Source organism: Parasphingorhabdus cellanae (assembly GCF_017498565.1).
GTDB lineage: Bacteria > Pseudomonadota > Alphaproteobacteria > Sphingomonadales > Sphingomonadaceae > Parasphingorhabdus > Parasphingorhabdus cellanae.
In genome coordinates this window covers 2,189,238-2,207,448 of sequence record NZ_CP071794.1, presented here as the reverse complement: position 1 = coordinate 2,207,448, position 18,211 = coordinate 2,189,238, and the positions used below count along the sequence as shown (strand labels likewise).

The window sequence follows — 18,211 nt, the reverse complement described above, 5'->3', positions numbered from 1 at the left end:
AATGTTTGGACTCGAACCGGCCTGGGACACTGTATTGCGAGGGTCGGTACTGGGCATAATAGCCTTCGTCTGGATTATCATTCTTGTTCGGATGGTAGGTCTGCGGTCTTTCTCGAAAATGACGTCTTTCGATTTTGTCGTTACAGTGGCGATGGGCTCGTTATTGGCAACCGCTGCAACGATGACGTCATGGTCTGACTTTTTTCAAACGCTGGTTGCGATTATCATTCTGTTCCTGGCGCAATATATAATTTCCCGACTGCGCAAGAATTCGGACAGGGTGGAATCTGCTATCGACAATAATCCGGTGCTGTTGATGCAGGACGGTGTCGTGGATGAGAGCGCCTTAACTCGCCACCGCGTTTCGCGAGCAGACCTTATCGCGAAATTGCGGGAAGCCAATGTGTTGCGATTTTCCGATGTACGCGCCGTCGTGCTGGAAGCGACAGGGGATATTTCGGTTTTGCATGGCGAGACGATGGACGACATTTTGCTAGAGGGCGTTGAAGGACGGTAAGACAGCCTGTTGCCACAAAATCACGCCTCATGGATTTTGTAATAAAATTGCGTGACTTTATTTACGATCGGAAAACGACCTGATACCAGTATGATAACCATAAAGGGAATCGCAATGACCAAATATGTCCTCCTCACTACCACCGCATTTCTAGCCGCTTGTTCGCCCACTGACGGCGAGGTTGTGAGCGCGAGCGCGAATCCGGCGCAGGCACAGACGGAGCAGGCCGAAGCTGACAGCGACATCAACGCTCGCCTGTCGACGTTTTTTGACGATTATGATCAGATAGAATTGGCCAATTCACCGATTTCAAAATCTTACCGCGGCATCAAGGATATGGACTATGGCAAACTTGATGATCCCAGCGATGCAGCTGCCGTAGAGCAATATGAGCGAGGCCAAGAGGCGCTTGTTGTCATGGAAGCCGAGTTTGACGAGAGTCAGCTTAGCGATGATAGCAAACTTAGCTATCGCCTGTTTCAGGCGCGCGCAGAGCGCTCGAAAAACGCATTCCCGTTTCGCCGGAACAGCTATATCTTCGATCAGATGAACGGCGCGCAGAGCCAGATTCCAGCCTTCATGATCAATATTCACCGGGTAACCAACAAGGCCGATGCCGAAGCCTATGTCAGCCGTCTAAACGCAGCAGGGCCATTTTTTGACTCGCTGGTCGCGCAATCGGCTGAACGGGCCAATGACGGCATTATCGTGCCGGATTGGGTTTTTCCCTACGTCATCAATGACGCCAAAAATGTCATCAGCGGCGCGCCTTTTGACGAAGGTGAAGATTCGCCAATCTACGCTGATCTGCAAAAAAAGGTGAACGCGCTCTCCATCCCGGATGCTGAAAAAGCTGATTTGATTGCCCGTGGACGCACAGCTTTGACCGACAGTCTGGCCCCGGCCTATAAAAGCCTGATTGCTGAAATGGAGCGACAGCAGACAATGGCCGTTGATGGTGACGGCGTATGGCGGTTCAAGGATGGCGCTGCTTATTATGCCGAGCGGCTAAAAAATTACACGACTACCGATCTCACTGCTGATGAGATCCATCAAATTGGCCTTGATAATGTCGAGCGTATCCATGGCGAGATGCGCAAAATCATGGCGCAGGTTGGATTTGAAGGCAGTTTGCAGGATTTTTTCGAGCATCTGCGGACCAGCGATCAATATTTCCATACCAGTCGGGAGGACTATCTGGCCGAAGCCAATCTGAAGCTGGCGGCGATGGAAAAAGAACTGCCGAAATTCTTCAATACGCTTCCGAAAGCGCCATTTGTGATCAAGCCGGTAGAAGCATTTCGCGAAAAGTCCGCCGGCAAAGCCTTTTATCAGCGGCCGGCACCTGACGGTTCCCGGCCTGGCACTTATTATGTCAATCTCTATGATCTAAAAGGCATGTCGAAAACTGAGCTTGAGGCTCTGGCTTATCATGAAGCCCTGCCTGGCCACCATTTGCAGCTAGCGATCCAGACCGAACTGGGTGATTTGCCAGCATTTCGCAAATTTGGCGGCATAACCGCTTATTCCGAAGGTTGGGGTCTGTATACCGAGGAGCTCGGCAAGGATATGGGTTTCTATACCGATCCGTATTCGGATTTCGGGCGGCTTGGTATGGAATTGTGGCGGGCTTGCCGACTGGTCGTAGATACCGGTATTCATGACAAGCGCTGGAGCCGCGAGAAGGCGATTAAATATCTGACAGACAATACACCCAATCCGGATAGCGATATTCGCAAAGCTATCGAGCGTTATATCGTCTACCCTGGCCAGGCCACAGCCTATATGATCGGTAAACTTAAAATCATGGAATTGCGGGAAAAATCGCAAAAAGAGCTAGGCGACAAGTTCACTATGGGCGATTTTCATGATGTTATTTTGCGTAGTGGTCCAGTGCCGCTGAATATCATGGAAGAGCGGGTTAACAGCTGGATTGCCGCTAACCGCTGACGATAGAAACCAGATAGTTCTTGGCCGTAACTGTCAAAAATTAAACAAAAAACAGTCGTTTTTATCCAATATCCTGATGGCGCTTTGGGTGCATTGAGAGGGCGCGACCCAAAGAACCCGAATCGCAGAGTTTCTGCGTTAAGGATTTCTTTTCCTTATTGGCTTGGCTAATTATTTAGCCAGGCCAGTTTTTTTTCCTATTTTTTCCGCTATAACCGTGCAACCATTGGAATTCCGGTTTGCCCCCGAACCGGAAAAAAGGGGTTCGCTTTGGTTAGTTTAAGATATTTTGCGCCTGCAGAAGATGTTCGGGATCTGGTCTCGGTCTATTATCTTTTTGAGGTGGAGCATCCTAGGTTCTCGGACAATGAACGTGCCGCGATAGCGCAGTTGCGGTTTCTATTGGACGGTACGGCTGACCTCGGCTTTGCCGATGGAAAAACCTATCCGGCCAAAGATGCGATGTTGGTCGGGCCCTCGACGGGCGCGATGCATTTCGATGTGAAGGGACCTTTCCGCATGTTCGGCGTTGGTCTTTTACCCGCGGGTTGGGCGGCGCTTACCAAGAAATCTGCAGCTGATTTTGCGGATAAAGCTGTGCCAGCCGGCAAGATATTCACCGATGAGATCGACAAAAGCCTGGAACTTTTGCGGGGCTGCGACAATGCAGATGGGATGACGGCGTGGGCCGATCGGATTTTTCGGGATTTGCGACACCGGGTCAAACCAGAGGTGGAGCAATTCACGAAAATGGTCGATGAATGGCTGTCATCCGAACCGTCTCCGCCAGTAAGTGCGCTGATGGAGCGCTCGGACCAAAGCTCTCGTCAAGTGCTTCGGACCGTTAACAAGCTTTATGGCATGGCGCCTAAATATCTCGCGCGCAAATATCGCGCCCTGCGCGCGGCACGCGCTTATGCCGAGCAAAATGAAGACGAGTTGCTAGCACTCGAAGATGCGTTTTATGATCAATCGCACATGATCCGTGAGATAAAATTCTTCGCCGGGACCACGCCGACCAAATTGCGCGTGGCAGAAGGCGAAACGGCTACGCTGATTGACCAGCGCGGCCTGTTAAAAGGCCACATTCCGCCTCTTACTTCTGACACTTAATAATCTTGAGTTTTAACAATGGTGGGGCATTGAAAAGACGGCTATCATATGCGGTGCCATATTTAATCACTGCAGCTGCAGGGCTTATGCCGCTCATTTTGCTAGTGGCTGTCGCATCAGTATCTGAGATTGGCGCGGAACAGTTGACGCGTGATCCTAATGCTTATGCTGAAGTTCACCCGATCACCGGAGCGTTGTCGACGTTAGGACTTTTTCTTTGGGCCGCAGCTGCAACTATTTGGGCGCTGTGTACTTTGTTATACCGACTACAGAAGCAAACCAGAAAAATGAACTATGCCGCCGCGTCTGCTGCGCTAACCGTCTATCTGTTGTTCGACGACGCCTTTCAGTTCCATGAAACAATCGGGCCGTATAATTTTCATATACCTGAACGACTGATCATGGTCGGCTTGGCAACTATGATCCTCTTATACCTAGTTGGATTTCGCCGGAGGATAATGGAAAATAGCGGTTCCGTATTCTTATTGTCACTCGCCTTCCTGGGCGGGTCTGCGGTCGTTGATAATGTCGGGTTCATTGCTAGAATGATGCCAGAAGACATCATGTTTTGGGTCGAAGATGGCATGAAATGGTTGGGTATTTGCTATTGGTGTGCTTTTGCTTTTTTGAATTTCCGAACAGAGATGGTCAGCGTCTTGTCGGCGCATAAGAACAGCTAATGTCAGCGCGGCTTTCTGCAGATATGGGCTTCGTCCATATTTAGTCGGTATGATTTTGGCCGATGAGTTCAGGCATATTACCTGCACAAGGTTGAAAGCACCAAGAGTTGCAATCTCTCCTAAATGCGACTAAATAGGTCCTATTTAGAGAATCACAGGAATTTCGAGAGATTTTATGCGGCTTTCCAGCCTTGCCGACTATGCTGTTGTCCTGATGTCCGCTGCTTCGCGGCATTGTGGTGCTGCGCTGTTGGCAGAGGGTAAACTCAACGCATCGACATTGGCACAGGAAACGGGCGTGCCGCTGCCGACTGCGCAGAAACTCGTCAGCCGTTTGTCTGCAGCGGGATTGATCGAATCGACGCGTGGCATTGGTGGCGGGATTCGGTTGGCACGCCCCCCTGCCTCAATAAGTCTTGCGGATATTGTTGAGGCCGTCGAAGGGCCGCTCGCCATTACCAGCTGCACTATTGATGGCAACCACGACTGTAAGCTGGAGGACAGTTGCATGGTCAAACCACATTGGGGGATCATCAACCAGACCATTCGTAAAGCCTTAAACGACGTTAGCCTTGCAAGCCTGGCAAAGGAGCCAGCTGCGCAGACAATGAAAACTATGGAACAAGCGTTATGAGTGAAGCAGTGAAAACGGACATCCAGGAACAAGATGAGCGAGCGGCGATGAATGCCGAAGCGCAAGCCGCAGTCGACAATGCGAGCAGCTATGAATTTGGCTGGTCGTCAGACATTGAGCAAGATTTCGCGCCCAAAGGTCTGAACGAAGATACGGTTCGCTTCATTTCCGACAAAAAGGGCGAGCCGCAGTGGATGCTGGACTGGCGTCTGAAAGCCTTTCGGATGTGGGAAACCATGGAAAGTCCCGATTGGGCCAAGCTTGAAATCCCGATGATCGATTATCAGGATGCCTATTATTATGCCGAGCCCAAGGCGAAGCCAAAGCTGAACAGCCTCGATGAGGTCGATCCGGAAATCCTGCGGGTTTATGAGAAGCTCGGCATTCCGATTGAAGAGCAAAAGGTGCTCGCCGGCGTAGAAGGCGCGCGCAAAGTTGCTGTGGACGCCGTGTTTGACAGTGTCTCGGTGGCAACAACCTTCCGCGAAGAACTGGAAGAAGCGGGCGTGATTTTCCGTTCCATCTCCGAGGCGATCAAGGAATATCCCGATCTGGTGAAGAAATATCTTGGCAAGGTTGTGCCGATGAAGGATAATTATTTCGCGACGCTCAATTGCGCCGTGTTTAGCGACGGGACTTTTGTTTATATTCCCAAGGGCGTCAAATGCCCCATGGAACTGAGCACCTATTTCCGGATTAACGCGGAGAATACGGGCCAGTTTGAGCGGACCCTAATCATTGCGGAAGAAGGCAGCTATGTCAGCTATCTTGAAGGCTGCACAGCGCCGATGCGCGACGAAAACCAGCTCCATGCGGCGGTGGTCGAACTGGTTGCGATGGACGATGCCGAGATTAAATATAGCACCGTCCAGAACTGGTATCCCGGTGACGAGAACGGCAAGGGCGGCATTTACAATTTCGTGACCAAGCGCGGTCTGTGCCAGGGTAAAAACAGCAAGATTTCTTGGACGCAGGTCGAGACCGGTAGTGCCGTGACCTGGAAATATCCCAGCTGTGTGCTCAACGGCGAAAACAGCGTGGGCGAATTTTACTCGGTCGCGTTGACCAACAATTATCAGCAGGCCGACACCGGTACGAAGATGATCCATAACGGCAAGAACAGCCGCTCGACGATTATCTCGAAGGGGATTAGTGCGGGTAAAAGCGACAATACCTATCGCGGGCTGGTCCGCGTTGGGGCGAATGCGGAAAATGTCCGCAACTTCACCCAATGTGACTCGCTGCTGCTCGGCGATACCTGCGGCGCGCATACCGTGCCCTATATCGAGGTGAAGAACCCGACCGCGCAGATTGAACATGAAGCCACGACGTCAAAAATTTCCGATGACCAGATGTTCTACGCCCAGCAACGCGGACTGGACGAGGAAGAAGCGGTCTCCCTGATCGTCAACGGCTTCGCCAAGGATGTGTTGAAGCAACTGCCCATGGAATTTGCGGTGGAAGCGCAGAAACTGTTGGCGATTTCGCTTGAGGGGAGCGTCGGGTGATTAGGATTTATGTCGAAGTTACAGATACCGATGGAAGTATGATTGTAGATGACCACTATGAATTTGAAACGGTTCCAAGGATTGGCGAACGCGTCATTTTGGATAATCGAGGTGGATTGGATGAGCAAGGCAGTTCAACGCCTCTACGTGTCATCGAAGTGGTAAATCACGCTACACCGAAAGGCGATGTTGCGAATCCCATCAGCTATATTGAATTACATTGTAAGGTTATTGGCTAATGCTAAAAATTGAAAACCTCCACGCCCAAGTTGGCGACACAGAAATCCTCAAAGGGCTTTCGCTCGAACTGAACGCAGGTGAAATCCATGCGATTATGGGCCCCAATGGCGCCGGTAAATCGACCCTGTCTTATGCGCTTGGTGGCCGACCCGGCTATGAAATCACAGCAGGAAGTGTGAACTTTGACGGACAGGATCTGCTGGAGCTTGATCCGCATGAGCGGGCCGCCGCGGGCATCTTCCTCGGTTTCCAATATCCGGTTGAAATTCCTGGCGTGTCGAACCTGCAGTTCCTGCGCGAAAGCCTCAACAGCCAGCGCAAGTCGCGCGGGGAAGAGCCATTATCGGGTGCAGAATTCATCAAGCTCGCCAAGGAAAAAGCGGGCCTGCTGAAAATGGACATGGATATGCTCAAGCGCGCGGTCAATGTCGGTTTTTCCGGCGGCGAAAAGAAGCGCAACGAGATGGTGCAGATGGGGATTATTGATCCCAAGCTGGCGATACTCGACGAAACCGACAGCGGCCTCGACATTGACGCGCTGCGTGTCGTCGGTTCCGGCATTAATGCGATTATGCGGAAACCCGACAAGGCGGTTTTGCTGATCACCCACTATCAACGCCTGCTCGACGAAGTGAAGCCGGATTATGTGCATGTTCTGGCAGATGGCCGGATCGTGAAGACCGGTGGTCCGGAACTCGCCTTGCAACTTGAAGAAGAAGGTTATGAGGCGGTGGCCGCATGAGCGCGTTGCTTCCTCTCCCAACGAAGCGTGATGAATCATGGCGCTATGCGGACCTGAAGGCGCTTGAGGCTGTCTGGCCCAAGCTTGACGGGCCGGAAAAGATCGCAGTCGCAGCCGGTGAATCGGCTTCCCGGCAAATTTCTGTGCTATCGATAATCGACGGTGTGGGCATAGTCGATCTTGATGTCACCATTGGAGACGGCGCGAATTTCGCTTTGCATGTGCTGGCAAGCGCTGCCGATTATGGCCGCATTCAGGTCAAAGTAACGCTCGGTAAAGGCGCGCATTTTGAACTGGGCGGCGCGATATTGGGCTCGGGCACCCAAACATTGGAAATTGTGACCGAGACTATTCACGCAGAGCCCAATGCGACATCCAATCAGGTCGTCCGCTCGGTACTCGCGGATAAAGCTACCGGCAGTTTCCTGGGCAAAATCAATGTCGCGCGTGATGCGCAAAAAACCGATGCAGCGCAGTCGGTCAAGGCCATGCTGCTTGACCGCACGGCAACCGCCAATGCCAAGCCGGAGCTGGAAATTTTCGCTGATGATGTGAAATGTGCCCATGGCGCGACCGTTGGCGAACTCGACAAGCAGGCGCTGTTTTATATGGCCTCGCGCGGCTTGCCACCGGAGTTGGCGCAGAAATTGATGCTGCAGGCGTTTATCGCCGATGCTTTCGTCAGCATGGACGATGATGTGGCGCGCGAAGTGATTGAGAGTAAGGCGCTTGAGGTTTTGGAGAATTTGACGTGAATAAAATGTCTGCCATCCAGACAAATCATCGCGCCGACTTTCCCGGTATAGCCGGCGACTGGCACTATCTCGACACCGCTGCGACAGCGCAAAAAGCCAAACCTGTGCTGGATGCGATAGCGCGGGCCTATGGTCCTGATTATGCAACCGTACACCGCGGCGTATATGAACGTTCCGCCAATATGACGCTGGCCTATGAAGCAGCGCGTAAACGGGTTGCCGGATTGCTCAATGCCGCGAGCGAAAGTGAAATCGTCTTCACCAGTGGTGCGACCGATAGCATCAATCTGGTCGCCGAAAGCTGGGGCAATAGCAATGTCGGCAAAGACGACCGGATCATGCTGTCGCAGCTGGAGCATCACAGTAATATCGTGCCGTGGCAACTGCTGGCTGAGCGGGTCGGAGCACATATCGATGTCGCGCCGCTTACCGACGATGGCCAGATTGATCTCGACTGGATTGAAGCCAATCTGACCGAGCGGCATAAGCTGGTGGCGTTGGCGCACGTATCCAATGTGCTGGGATCATTGCTTGACGCCAAACGCGCGGCAACCATCGCTCATAAAGTCGGTGCGAAACTGTTGCTCGATGGCTGTCAGGCTGCACCGCGTGTGCGCGTCGATGTGCAGGATATTGACTGCGATTTCTATGTCTTTTCCGGCCACAAAATCTATGGCCCGACCGGCATTGGTGCGCTGTGGGCGCCTTATGACATTCTTGACGCCATGCCCCCATGGAAGGGCGGCGGGTCGATGATTGACCGGGTCAGTTTTGACGGCACAACCTATGCGCCGCCGCCGGGACGGTTCGAAGCAGGCACGCCGCATATTGCCGGGGTCGTCGGTCTCGACGCCGCGATCCAATATGTCGAAGGCATCGGGCTGGATGTCATTTCTGCCCATGAAAACGCAACGCTGGCAATGGCGCGTGATGCACTCTCCAGCATTAACAGCGTACAGGTTTTCGGGCCCGACAAAAGCATGGGCATATTGAGTTTCGCGGTCGGCGACGTGCATCCGCATGATGTCGCCACTATATTGGATGAGGGTGGCGTTGCGATCCGCGCCGGCCATCATTGTGCACAGCCACTGATGGACTATATGGGCGTCCCAGCTACGGCACGGGCCAGCTTTGGAATTTACAGCGATGCAGAAGATGTCGCGGCCCTAGTTAAGGGTATCGAACGGGTGAGAAAGATTTTCGGGTAGGAAAAAGAGATGAACGAAGAACGCAAAATATTGGTCGAAGAAGTCGATAGCGTGGAAAAACCACCCTTGGCTAAAGTCGAGGATGCAGTTGAAGAAAAGGCTGCACCGGTAATGGCGCCTTCGCCCTATGAGGCCGAAAGCGATGCCAGCAAGCTGACTCGCAAGCGCGATTATCTTGAAGGTTTCCTAGCGCAGCAACCAACCGAAACACCGGCTGGCGAAGCGGGTGGCGATCTTTATGAAGCCGTCGTCGATACGTTAAAGTCAATTTATGATCCTGAGATTCCCGTGAATATCTATGATCTTGGGCTGATTTACGGCGTCGAGATTACGCCGGATAATCATGCGATTGTCACCATGACCCTAACCACGCCGCATTGCCCTGTGGCTGAATCCATGCCTGGTGAAATTGAAATGCAGGTCGGCAGTGTTCCGGGCGTGGGCCATAGCGAAGTGAATTTGGTCTGGGACCCGCCATGGGATCCCGGCAAGATGAGCGACGAAGCGAAGCTCGAACTAGGGATGTTATGACCGCCACCGCGACCCTTGACGCTGCACCCGTCGCTACCGTTACCCGCGCGGATTATGCCAATGCGGATCATGCGGCAGACATTGTCGCAATGTTGCGCGTCTATGCGATGGACCCGATGGGCGGCGGTGAAGATCTGTCACCAGAGGTGCAGGCGAATCTCGTCCCCGGATTGGCCGCGACACCGGCGGCATCTTCCTTGCTCGCTTATGTGGGTGACGAGGTTGCGGGTTTGGCCAATCTGATGACGACATTTTCATCTTTTGGCGGCAAGCCATTGATCAACATCCACGATATAGTGGTCGCCAAAGAATATCGCGGCACCGGTGTTGGGCGGGCATTGTTCGCGGAGATCGAGACTATTGCCCGGGAAGCCGGCGCCTGCAAAGTCACTCTGGAAGTGCTAGAAGGCAACATGCCGGCCAAAGCGCTTTATGCGTCACTGGGCTATGGTGATTATCAACTGGACCCGAAAATGGGCAAAGCATTGTTCTGGCAAAAAAGGCTTGAGACATGACCGAAGTAAAAACCAAAACGCGCGAAATTCCCGCAGCGATCATCCTGACGCCAGCGGCGGAACAGCGCATCGCCGACCTGATGGCCAAAGCGCCGGAAGATGTGATTGGCGTGAAACTGTCCACCCCGCGTAGAGGCTGCTCAGGCCTCGCCTATTCGGTCGATTACGTCACCGAGGAAGTGAAGTTTGACGAAAAGATCGTGACCCCCGGCGGCGTATTTTACGTGGATGGGCCGAGTGTGCTTTATCTGATCGGGTCCACCATGGACTGGCAGGAAGATGATTTCACGGCAGGCTTTGTGTTCAACAATCCCAATAGCAAAGGCGATTGCGGCTGCGGGGAGAGCTTTACGGTTTAGCCCGGCCCTTCAAGTTTTACTCTCTCGGTATCTGCCAGTGGGAATCAGAGGTCCAATGCCCGGCTATTGGATTGCCGGCATCGTCGGTCGCCGGCCTGAATCGTGATCTCCTTTTCAGGTTCAAGCAAACTTTCTCATCCAAATCCGCGCTGCCGCTGCTTGCAAGAATAGTACATTCAGTAGCTCTGCCATTTGGTCCAACCTGCACTCGGAAAACAGTCTTGCCTTTGCGAAGTTTTTCAAATTCATCGGGAGAATAGTCATCCGGTCTTGTCCAATTGGCCGGATAGCCCCGAGGTTGTGGCAATGCCGATATTCTGGTGGCTGCTTCGAGGCCAATACCAAATTTTTGGCTTAGCTGACGCTGACAAGACTTCAGCCCTTCTAGAGCTTCCGGCAAGCCTTCAAGCTGCAACGACACCGTGGAATTGTTATTCTCGCGGATCGTCAGGATATCAGTGGGAGCAGCATTGTCCAGAACGTTGATGTCCATCCGATGCAGGCGCCAAAACGATTGCCCTTTATCGGGGCTATTCCGTGAGGTGACATTGAGTGCAACTCGTTTATCGGCCGATTGCAATTTCGCGTGTATAAGCCCGGACCCAGATAGCTTAGCCAGCCAGTCAGCGGACAGCAGCAAGTCCGCTTTGTGAAAATTCACACCTTGTACAATTTTGAAAATTAGCTTGTCATCGCCGTCACCAAACTCCTGAACCAGCTCACAGGATGCTTCCGTCAAACCTATCTCCCATTCAGTCGACGGTTGATAAGGCGTTTCCGCATCTTGAACCTGAGCGCATGCCGGTAGATTGAAAACAAGAAGAGCGGACAGAATCATTTTCCTCATCCGGTCAATCTAGGGGGTGTCAGCGATCAGCAAAATAGTGATGACTAGACAAAAACGGACAATGACCTCAAAATTCCACTTCGCTCGGATAATCCGAATAAAAGTCATTATCGACCGGAAAGTTCGTAAACGACATACCAACAGTATGGTCCAGCGCCTCGACATGGTGCCACCAGCCGACGGGCAGGAACACAGCCTCGCCCGGCCCGATATCGCATTGCCATAGCTTTGGCGCCGCCTCGCCCAGCGCGCGGATGTCATCTGGCGAGGTCCATTCGCTAAAGCAGTGCAGGTGGTTGCGCATATGGGCTGTATCATAGGCGGCGACCATGGTGACACGCTTGCGCCCCGAAATCTGCAGCAGCAGATTGTTGGTCAGATCATGGTGGAACGGTGTGATGGTACCCTTTGGCCCCATCCAGAAAAAGCCGTCATTCCCGCCGCTCGATTGGAGCAGTGAAATATCGCCCACATCCTCCCATAGTGGGGCCATCGCCTGTTTGTTGACCGTGTCATTATAGGCGGTGATGTAGAAATCATTGCTGCTATCGGTCTGGCGGAGCAGGGCGATAAATTCGCTGAACGGCACTTGGCGCTTGTGGTTGTCTTTGGCCATTTCATAATCGTCGCGCGATTGCCGCTGGCCCTGCAGCTCGACAGTTGCATCACCGATTTTGTCGGCCAGATAATCGAGCGTCCAGCGCTGCATCGCCGGCCAGTGGTCGACCAGCCCGGTCAGTTTCACCGGCAGATTGCGATGATGATAGTCGCGGAAAAACGCATCCGGTTCGATTGTTTGGACGACAGGAATTTCCGCTCCATCGCCAGCGTCAGCCCGATGCAGGCGGCGATAATTGTCCAGGGTCCAGTGGCTTTTTTGCAGCCGGTTACTGACCCGCTTGCCCGCGTTGAAAAGCGGATCCTTCATCGCCCGCCCGGCCTCATAGGCGGCGGCCTTTTCGCTATAGCCGGCGGCGATAAAGCGAGCGGGCAGTTCGGTCAAAGGTGTCCCGTCTAGCAATGCCTGCGCAAGCACCTCGCGTTTGTCGGGTTTGGTTTTGGGGGATTTCTGAGCCGTCATGAAAGCGTCATATCAGCGCCAGGTTTCAGAAAAAAGACGCTGGGTCTGAGACTATCTTGGAATCTGAAACCGCACCGTGCTTTGCCAGTATGACGCAATCGGCTTACCTTCTGTATCAAGGGCGGGCAGAAACCTGGCCCGTTTCAACAACGATTTGCATACCGCGTCATCAAATGCTTTTGGCCGAGTCGTCTTTTGGATATGGCATCCAGTGATCTGGCCGGTATCATCAATGCTCAAGCGAAACTGGACGACAGCAGGCTGCCCGCGGCGCAACATATCGGTAGGATAGTCATTTGCATTCACCCAGCTACCTGGATTGCCGTCGGGCTGGGCTACTCTAGTCAGGTTTTTGTGTTTTGTGACATCAATACCCCAATGAGTTTGTAATTCGTCAATACAAGTTGATAACGCAGAAAATGGTTTTTCCATCGAACCTACCTCAAGTATAACAGACTGTCGCAACGGACGCCCAATCGAAAGCTGAGTTACTGCCGCTTGACGTTCAGCGCTAATAGGCTCGAACTTAAAGGCATAGTTCTTATTCCATGTTTTCAAAGCCTTCGTTTCGGCTTCACTGTTTGCCGCTATCCGCATTCCGCCTGAGAAGATCAACGCGGGTATATCCTCACCAAGACTACCTACGAAGAAACTAATCTCCTGTACTTCTTCCGTTGGGCCAAATTGTAATCGTGCTGGACGTGAACTGCTGCGCAATTTGAAAGGTTCGCCCGCTAACGTGAGTTGAAATCTATCGCCTGGACCGAATCGGCTGAAAATAGCAGTTGCGCTTTGCTCCGCAGTGCCAAATTGACGGATTAATCGGCAGCTATCGTCGTCATAGCTAGCAATCCATTTGGAACTTGGTTTGAGCACCAGAGGTTGTTTCTTTGCAGCTACAGGCTGGCTCAATAGAATGCCACCCGCAATAATTGAAGCAATAAAGCAGAATAATTTATTCATGATGGTACAATATTCCATGATGAGCTTATTGCAATACTTGGTTTATTCATAAAGCAACAAAAAACCCCGACGCTTTCACGCCGGGGTCTGAAACTGTCAAACGGGATAAAAATATCCCATTTATCGAAACGCTTAAACCTTCTCGGTCAACTCCGGTACGGCGTTAAACAGATCCGCAACCAGTCCGATATCGGCCACCTGAAAAATCGGTGCGTCTTCGTCCTTGTTGATCGCGACGATCGTTTTGGAGTCTTTCATGCCCGCGAGATGCTGGATCGCGCCGGAAATGCCGATGGCGATATAGACTTCTGGAGCAACGATCTTGCCGGTCTGGCCGACCTGATAATCGTTGGGAACATAGCCCGCATCGACCGCAGCACGGGACGCACCGATGCCGGCGCCGAGCTTGTCGGCAAGCGGCGTGATGACTTCTTCGAATTTTTCGGCAGAGCCCAAGGCACGGCCGCCCGATACGATGATCTTGGCGGAGGTCAGTTCTGGACGCTCGGACTTGGCGATTTCTTCGCTCACAAATGATGAAAGCCCGGATTCGCCGGCGCCGGTGACGCCTTCGATGGATGCGGAGCCGCCTTCGGTGGCGGCCTTGTCAAAAGCCGTACCGCGCACGGTGATCACTTTCTTGGCATCGCTCGATTTAACGGTCGCAATCGCGTTGCCCGCATAAATCGGGCGCGTGAACGTGTCTTCGCTTTCGATCGAGAGAATGTCGGAAATCTGCATCACGTCGAGCAGAGCAGCAACGCGCGGTGCGATATTCTTGCCGGTGGTGGTGGCGGGCGCGAGGAAAGCGTCATGGCTGTCCATCAAGCTGGCGACTAGTGGCGCAACATTTTCGGCCAATTGATTGGCCAGCGCGGCATCGTCGGCGACATGCACGGTGCTGACACCGGCAACCTTGGCTGCTTGCTCACCAACACTGGCACAGCCGGACCCGGCGACCAGCGCATGGACTTCGCCCAGTTGCGATGCGGCGGTGACAACGGCCAGCGTCGCGTCTTTCATTTCGCTATTGTCATGTTCTACGAGTACGAGAGTTTTCATGTTTGAACTCCTTAGATCCTTTTTACCCCCCGCTGCGCTCATCCTGAGCCTGTCGAAGGGTGTTTGCCACCATGCTTCGACAAGCTCAGCATGAGCGGAAGTGGGTTATTCGCCGCTAGATCGCTCCTACAGCTTTGAGTTTGGCGACCAGCGCATCCACATCTTCGACCTTCTCACCGGCCTGACGGACAGGCGGTTCGGAAACATTGGTGGTGGTGAGGCGCGGAGAAATGTCGACGCCGTAATCGGCGGGCGTTTTCTCATCGAGCGGCTTTTTCTTCGCCTTCATGATGTTGGGTAGCGACGCGTAGCGCGGCTCGTTAAGGCGCAGGTCGGTGGTGACCACGGCAGGCAAGTTGAGCTTGACCGTCTGCAAGCCGCCATCAATTTCGCGTTTCACGTCGACACTGTCGCCATCAACAGTGACGGTGTTGGCGAATGTGCCCTGACCCCAGCCGAGCAAGGCTGCGAGCATCTGGCCGGTCTGGTTTGAGTCGTCATCAATCGCCTGTTTGCCGGTGATGACCATTTTCGGCTGCTCTTCTTCCACGATTTTCGCGAGAATCTTGGCAACGCCCAGCGGCTCGACCTCTTCGTCGGTCATCACCAGGATAGCGCGGTCTGCGCCCATGGCGAGAGCGGTGCGCAGGGTTTCTTGCGCCTTTTGTGGGCCAACCGAAACGGCGACGATTTCTTCTGCCTTGCCTGCTTCTTTGAGGCGAATCGCTTCTTCGACAGAAATTTCGTCGAACGGATTCATCGACATTTTGACATTGGCGAGATCCACGCCGCTGCCATCGGATTTGACCCGCGGTTTTACGTTATAGTCTATGACCCGTTTGACGGGCACCAGGATTTTCATTGCTGTTTCCTTCTTTATATTTCCGCGAACGCTTTAGCTTACGTTCACGTAAACGTCAAATATCGATGTTGCGGCGCAGCATGCGTGATCAGACACGCGCTGCATAGCTGTACTTTGTGCCTATGCAGCGTTTCAGGCAGCGTCTTTCACTTGCGCAACAATTTTCTTAGCAGCATCGCCGAGGTCATCAGCAGAAACGATCGGCAGACCGCTGTTCGCCAAAATTTCCTTACCCTTGGCGACGTTGGTACCTTCGAGCCGGACCACGAGGGGAACCGAAAGATCGACTTCCTTGGCTGCGGTAACAATGCCTTCGGCGATGATGTCGCATTTCATGATGCCGCCGAAAATATTGACCAAAATGCCTTCTACAGCCGGATCTGCGAGGATGATCTTGAAGGCTGCGGTTACTTTTTCGGTGGTCGCGCCGCCGCCCACGTCGAGGAAATTGGCCGGGAAGGCGCCATTGAGCTTGATGATATCCATCGTCGCCATCGCAAGACCAGCACCATTGACCATGCAGCCAATATTGCCGTCCAGTTTAATGTAGGCGAGGTCATATTTGGAAGCTTCGACTTCCGCCGGATCTTCCTCGGTCACGTCGCGCAGTTCCATCAGGTTGGGGTGACGCATCAGGGCGTTGCCGTCGAAGCTCATTTTCGTATCGAGCACCAGCAGTTGCGCATCTTTGGTTTCCACGAGCGGGTTAATTTCCAGCATCTCGCAGTCCATGTCAGTAAACGCGGTATAAAGCTGTTTGCCGAGCTTCTGCGCCTGCTTGTTCAGATCACCCGAAAGACCGAGCGCAAAAGCCATCGACCGGCCATGATGCGGCATAAAGCCCTGCGCGGGATCAATCGTGATCGTCTTGATCTTTTCCGGCGTGTTATGCGCGACATCTTCAATGTCCATGCCGCCCTCGGTGGAGACGATCATCGCGATCCGGCCGGTTGCCCGGTCGACCAGCATGGAAAGATAATATTCTTCGGCAATGTCGACGCCATCGGTGACATAAAGCCGGTTAACCTGCTTGCCTTCATCGCCGGTCTGGATGGTGACCAGCGTATTGCCGAGCATTTCAGTGGCATTGTCGCGCACCGCGTCGACGGATTTGGACAGCCGTACACCGCCGCTGGCATCTGGCCCCAATTCCTTGAACTTGCCCTTGCCGCGACCACCGGCATGAATCTGTGCCTTCACCACGTAAAGCGGTCCGGGCAATTTTTCTGCCGCTTCGACAGCTTCGTCAACGGTCAGAGCTGCGTGGCCCGCAGGAATGCCGATGCCATATTTGGCGAGTTGTTCTTTGGCCTGATATTCATGGATGTTCATGGGACGGTGCAGCGCCTTTCTTATATGTTCGTTTAGCGAGTCTTGCGGAGGGCTAAAGCACAGTCAGGGGCCGATTTCCACCCCGATTTATGATATTTATTGCTTCTCTGTATAGCTGTGCAATTATGCGCTTCTCATGATTTTCAATCCCCCATTGGCGAAAGAGGATATGCGATGACTGGCAAAGGCCTGCTGAGAGGTATTTTCATATCCGTGATCGCTGTCATATTACCTCTCGGCGATACAGTATCGGCTTCGGAGAAGGTTGACATGGAAGGCTATCAAAAATTTGGCTCTTTCCTGTCTGACTTTCGTAAAGAGCAATCCATTCGGGCGCTGACCGCAGTGATTGTCAAAGATGGAGAAGTGGTCTGGGAACAGGCTTTGGGAACATCGGATGATGAAGGCGATGTGCCAGCGACCATGGACACGACTTTCGGGATTGCGTCGGTCACCAAGCCCATTGCTGCTACCGCGATTTTGGCGGAGGCGGGCAAGGGCGGACTCTATCTCGATTGGCTGCTGGCTAACGATCCGCGCTGGGCGGATTTTTGCGGATGGTTTTCAACCTCCGGCATTCCCTTTGGCGGTGGCGGCAAAGACAGCGATGGAACGGCTATCGAACCGGTGGATTGCGAGCGCAAATTATCGCTTTTGGACAGCCTGAACATGCGGGTTAATGGGGCGGCTGGATCGGCCTTCGTTTATAATCCGATGACCTATGCGCGTATCGATCGGGCTATAGAGGGAGCTGGCGGAAGGCCGCTGCGAGCCATTGTCCGGGACAATGTCCTGAAGAAGGCGGGTATGGAAAATGTCGCGCTGGGTTGGCATGATCCTGACGGGGGATCGGCGCTAAGGCTATTGGCCCCGCCATTTACCGTTCAGGAGGATGGCCGCGATATAAAAGCCAGTCACTCGGATGATGATTTTCGCGCGGCGGCTGGGATCATAGCCAGCGCACGACATGTTGCTCAGTTTGATATCGCGCTGGATGCCGGAAAACTGCTTTCGGCCGATTGGATGGGGCGGATATTCTCGGACGACAAACTGCCGCCGCGCGGGGACTATCGTTGGGGATGGTTTGCACAAGACTGGCAGGACAAGCGGCTCTATTGGCACTCGGGTTGGGAACCGGATCGCTATTCGGCCATCTATCTCAAAATACCGGAAAAACGGCTCACCCTGATCCTGTTGGCGAACAATGAAAATCTCTGGTGGGGCAATCCTTTTTCCGCAGCAGAGATTCACAAAAGTCCGGTGGTTGCTGAATTCCTCACAAAATTTGCTGCGCCATGAATCGGCGTGGCCG

Annotated in this window: 20 protein-coding genes; 14 read left to right on the top strand and 6 right to left on the bottom strand. The window is 53.2% G+C overall.

Annotation, left to right across the window (positions count from 1 at the left end; translation table 11 throughout):
* Position 1: 1 nt before the first annotated feature.
* The 13 genes from J4G78_RS10515 (at position 2) to J4G78_RS10455 (ending at position 10,752) form a co-directional block, all read left to right on the top strand.
* Positions 2-517 carry a DUF421 domain-containing protein gene (locus J4G78_RS10515; protein ID WP_207986529.1) on the top strand — a complete coding sequence of 172 codons (516 nt, stop codon included), beginning with the start codon at positions 2-4 and terminating at the stop codon, positions 515-517.
* Between the two features lie 114 nt (positions 518-631).
* Positions 632-2,467, top strand: a complete 1,836-nt coding sequence (locus J4G78_RS10510; RefSeq protein WP_207986528.1) for a DUF885 domain-containing protein — start codon at positions 632-634, stop codon at positions 2,465-2,467.
* A gap of 270 nt (positions 2,468-2,737) precedes the next feature.
* Entirely contained in the window at positions 2,738-3,580 is an 843-nt protein-coding gene (locus tag J4G78_RS10505; RefSeq protein ID WP_207986527.1) for a DUF6597 domain-containing transcriptional factor, read from the top strand.
* 5 nt (positions 3,581-3,585) lie between these two features.
* Complete coding sequence (locus tag J4G78_RS10500; RefSeq protein ID WP_207986526.1) at positions 3,586-4,260, top strand: DUF8692 domain-containing protein; 675 nt, start codon at positions 3,586-3,588, stop codon at positions 4,258-4,260.
* A gap of 175 nt (positions 4,261-4,435) precedes the next feature.
* A complete protein-coding gene (locus tag J4G78_RS10495) occupies positions 4,436-4,894 on the top strand; it encodes an SUF system Fe-S cluster assembly regulator (RefSeq protein WP_207986525.1) in 459 nt (152 codons plus the stop codon).
* 47 nt (positions 4,895-4,941) lie between these two features.
* A complete protein-coding gene (gene sufB, locus J4G78_RS10490; protein WP_243457318.1) occupies positions 4,942-6,402 on the top strand; it encodes a Fe-S cluster assembly protein SufB in 1,461 nt (486 codons plus the stop codon).
* Positions 6,399-6,641, top strand: coding sequence for a hypothetical protein (locus J4G78_RS10485; RefSeq protein ID WP_207986523.1), 243 nt, complete (start codon positions 6,399-6,401; stop codon positions 6,639-6,641). The genes sufB and J4G78_RS10485 overlap by 4 nt, the downstream gene beginning before the upstream one ends.
* Positions 6,641-7,384 (top strand): Fe-S cluster assembly ATPase SufC, encoded by a 744-nt coding sequence (gene sufC, locus J4G78_RS10480; RefSeq protein ID WP_207986522.1) that lies wholly within the window; start codon positions 6,641-6,643, stop codon positions 7,382-7,384. Before J4G78_RS10485 ends, sufC begins: the two co-directional genes overlap by 1 nt.
* A complete protein-coding gene (locus tag J4G78_RS10475; RefSeq protein WP_207986521.1) occupies positions 7,381-8,139 on the top strand; it encodes a SufD family Fe-S cluster assembly protein in 759 nt (252 codons plus the stop codon). The genes sufC and J4G78_RS10475 overlap by 4 nt, the downstream gene beginning before the upstream one ends.
* A 5-nt stretch (positions 8,140-8,144) precedes the next feature.
* Entirely contained in the window at positions 8,145-9,347 is a 1,203-nt protein-coding gene (locus tag J4G78_RS10470) for a SufS family cysteine desulfurase (RefSeq protein WP_207990613.1), read from the top strand.
* Positions 9,348-9,356: 9 nt separating this feature from the next.
* Entirely contained in the window at positions 9,357-9,878 is a 522-nt protein-coding gene (locus J4G78_RS10465; RefSeq protein ID WP_207986520.1) for an SUF system Fe-S cluster assembly protein, read from the top strand.
* The gene (locus J4G78_RS10460; RefSeq protein ID WP_207986519.1) at positions 9,875-10,393 is read left to right on the top strand and encodes a GNAT family N-acetyltransferase; all 519 of its coding nucleotides are present in this window, start codon (positions 9,875-9,877) and stop codon (positions 10,391-10,393) included. Before J4G78_RS10465 ends, J4G78_RS10460 begins: the two co-directional genes overlap by 4 nt.
* Positions 10,390-10,752, top strand: a complete 363-nt coding sequence (locus tag J4G78_RS10455) for a HesB/IscA family protein (protein ID WP_207986518.1) — start codon at positions 10,390-10,392, stop codon at positions 10,750-10,752. The genes J4G78_RS10460 and J4G78_RS10455 overlap by 4 nt, the downstream gene beginning before the upstream one ends.
* Positions 10,753-10,768: 16 nt before the next feature.
* On the opposite strand, the gene J4G78_RS10450 is transcribed toward J4G78_RS10455, so the two are convergent.
* The 6 genes from J4G78_RS10450 to sucC form a co-directional block, all read right to left on the bottom strand.
* Positions 10,769-11,491, bottom strand: coding sequence for an energy transducer TonB (locus tag J4G78_RS10450; protein ID WP_207986517.1), 723 nt, complete (start codon positions 11,489-11,491; stop codon positions 10,769-10,771).
* A gap of 175 nt (positions 11,492-11,666) precedes the next feature.
* Entirely contained in the window at positions 11,667-12,680 is a 1,014-nt protein-coding gene (locus J4G78_RS10445) for a cupin-like domain-containing protein (protein ID WP_207986516.1), read from the bottom strand.
* A 51-nt stretch (positions 12,681-12,731) separates the two neighbouring features.
* A complete protein-coding gene (locus J4G78_RS10440; RefSeq protein ID WP_207986515.1) occupies positions 12,732-13,643 on the bottom strand; it encodes an energy transducer TonB in 912 nt (303 codons plus the stop codon).
* 132 nt (positions 13,644-13,775) lie between these two features.
* A complete protein-coding gene (locus J4G78_RS10435; protein ID WP_207986514.1) occupies positions 13,776-14,705 on the bottom strand; it encodes an electron transfer flavoprotein subunit alpha/FixB family protein in 930 nt (309 codons plus the stop codon).
* A gap of 115 nt (positions 14,706-14,820) precedes the next feature.
* The gene (locus J4G78_RS10430) at positions 14,821-15,567 is read right to left on the bottom strand and encodes an electron transfer flavoprotein subunit beta/FixA family protein (protein ID WP_207986513.1); all 747 of its coding nucleotides are present in this window, start codon (positions 15,565-15,567) and stop codon (positions 14,821-14,823) included.
* A 132-nt stretch (positions 15,568-15,699) separates the two neighbouring features.
* Positions 15,700-16,899, bottom strand: coding sequence for an ADP-forming succinate--CoA ligase subunit beta (gene sucC, locus J4G78_RS10425; RefSeq protein WP_207986512.1), 1,200 nt, complete (start codon positions 16,897-16,899; stop codon positions 15,700-15,702).
* 174 nt (positions 16,900-17,073) lie between these two features.
* Between sucC and J4G78_RS10420 the strand changes: the two genes are divergently transcribed.
* Positions 17,074-18,198, top strand: coding sequence for a serine hydrolase domain-containing protein (locus J4G78_RS10420; protein WP_207986511.1), 1,125 nt, complete (start codon positions 17,074-17,076; stop codon positions 18,196-18,198).
* Positions 18,199-18,211: the final 13 nt, after the last annotated feature.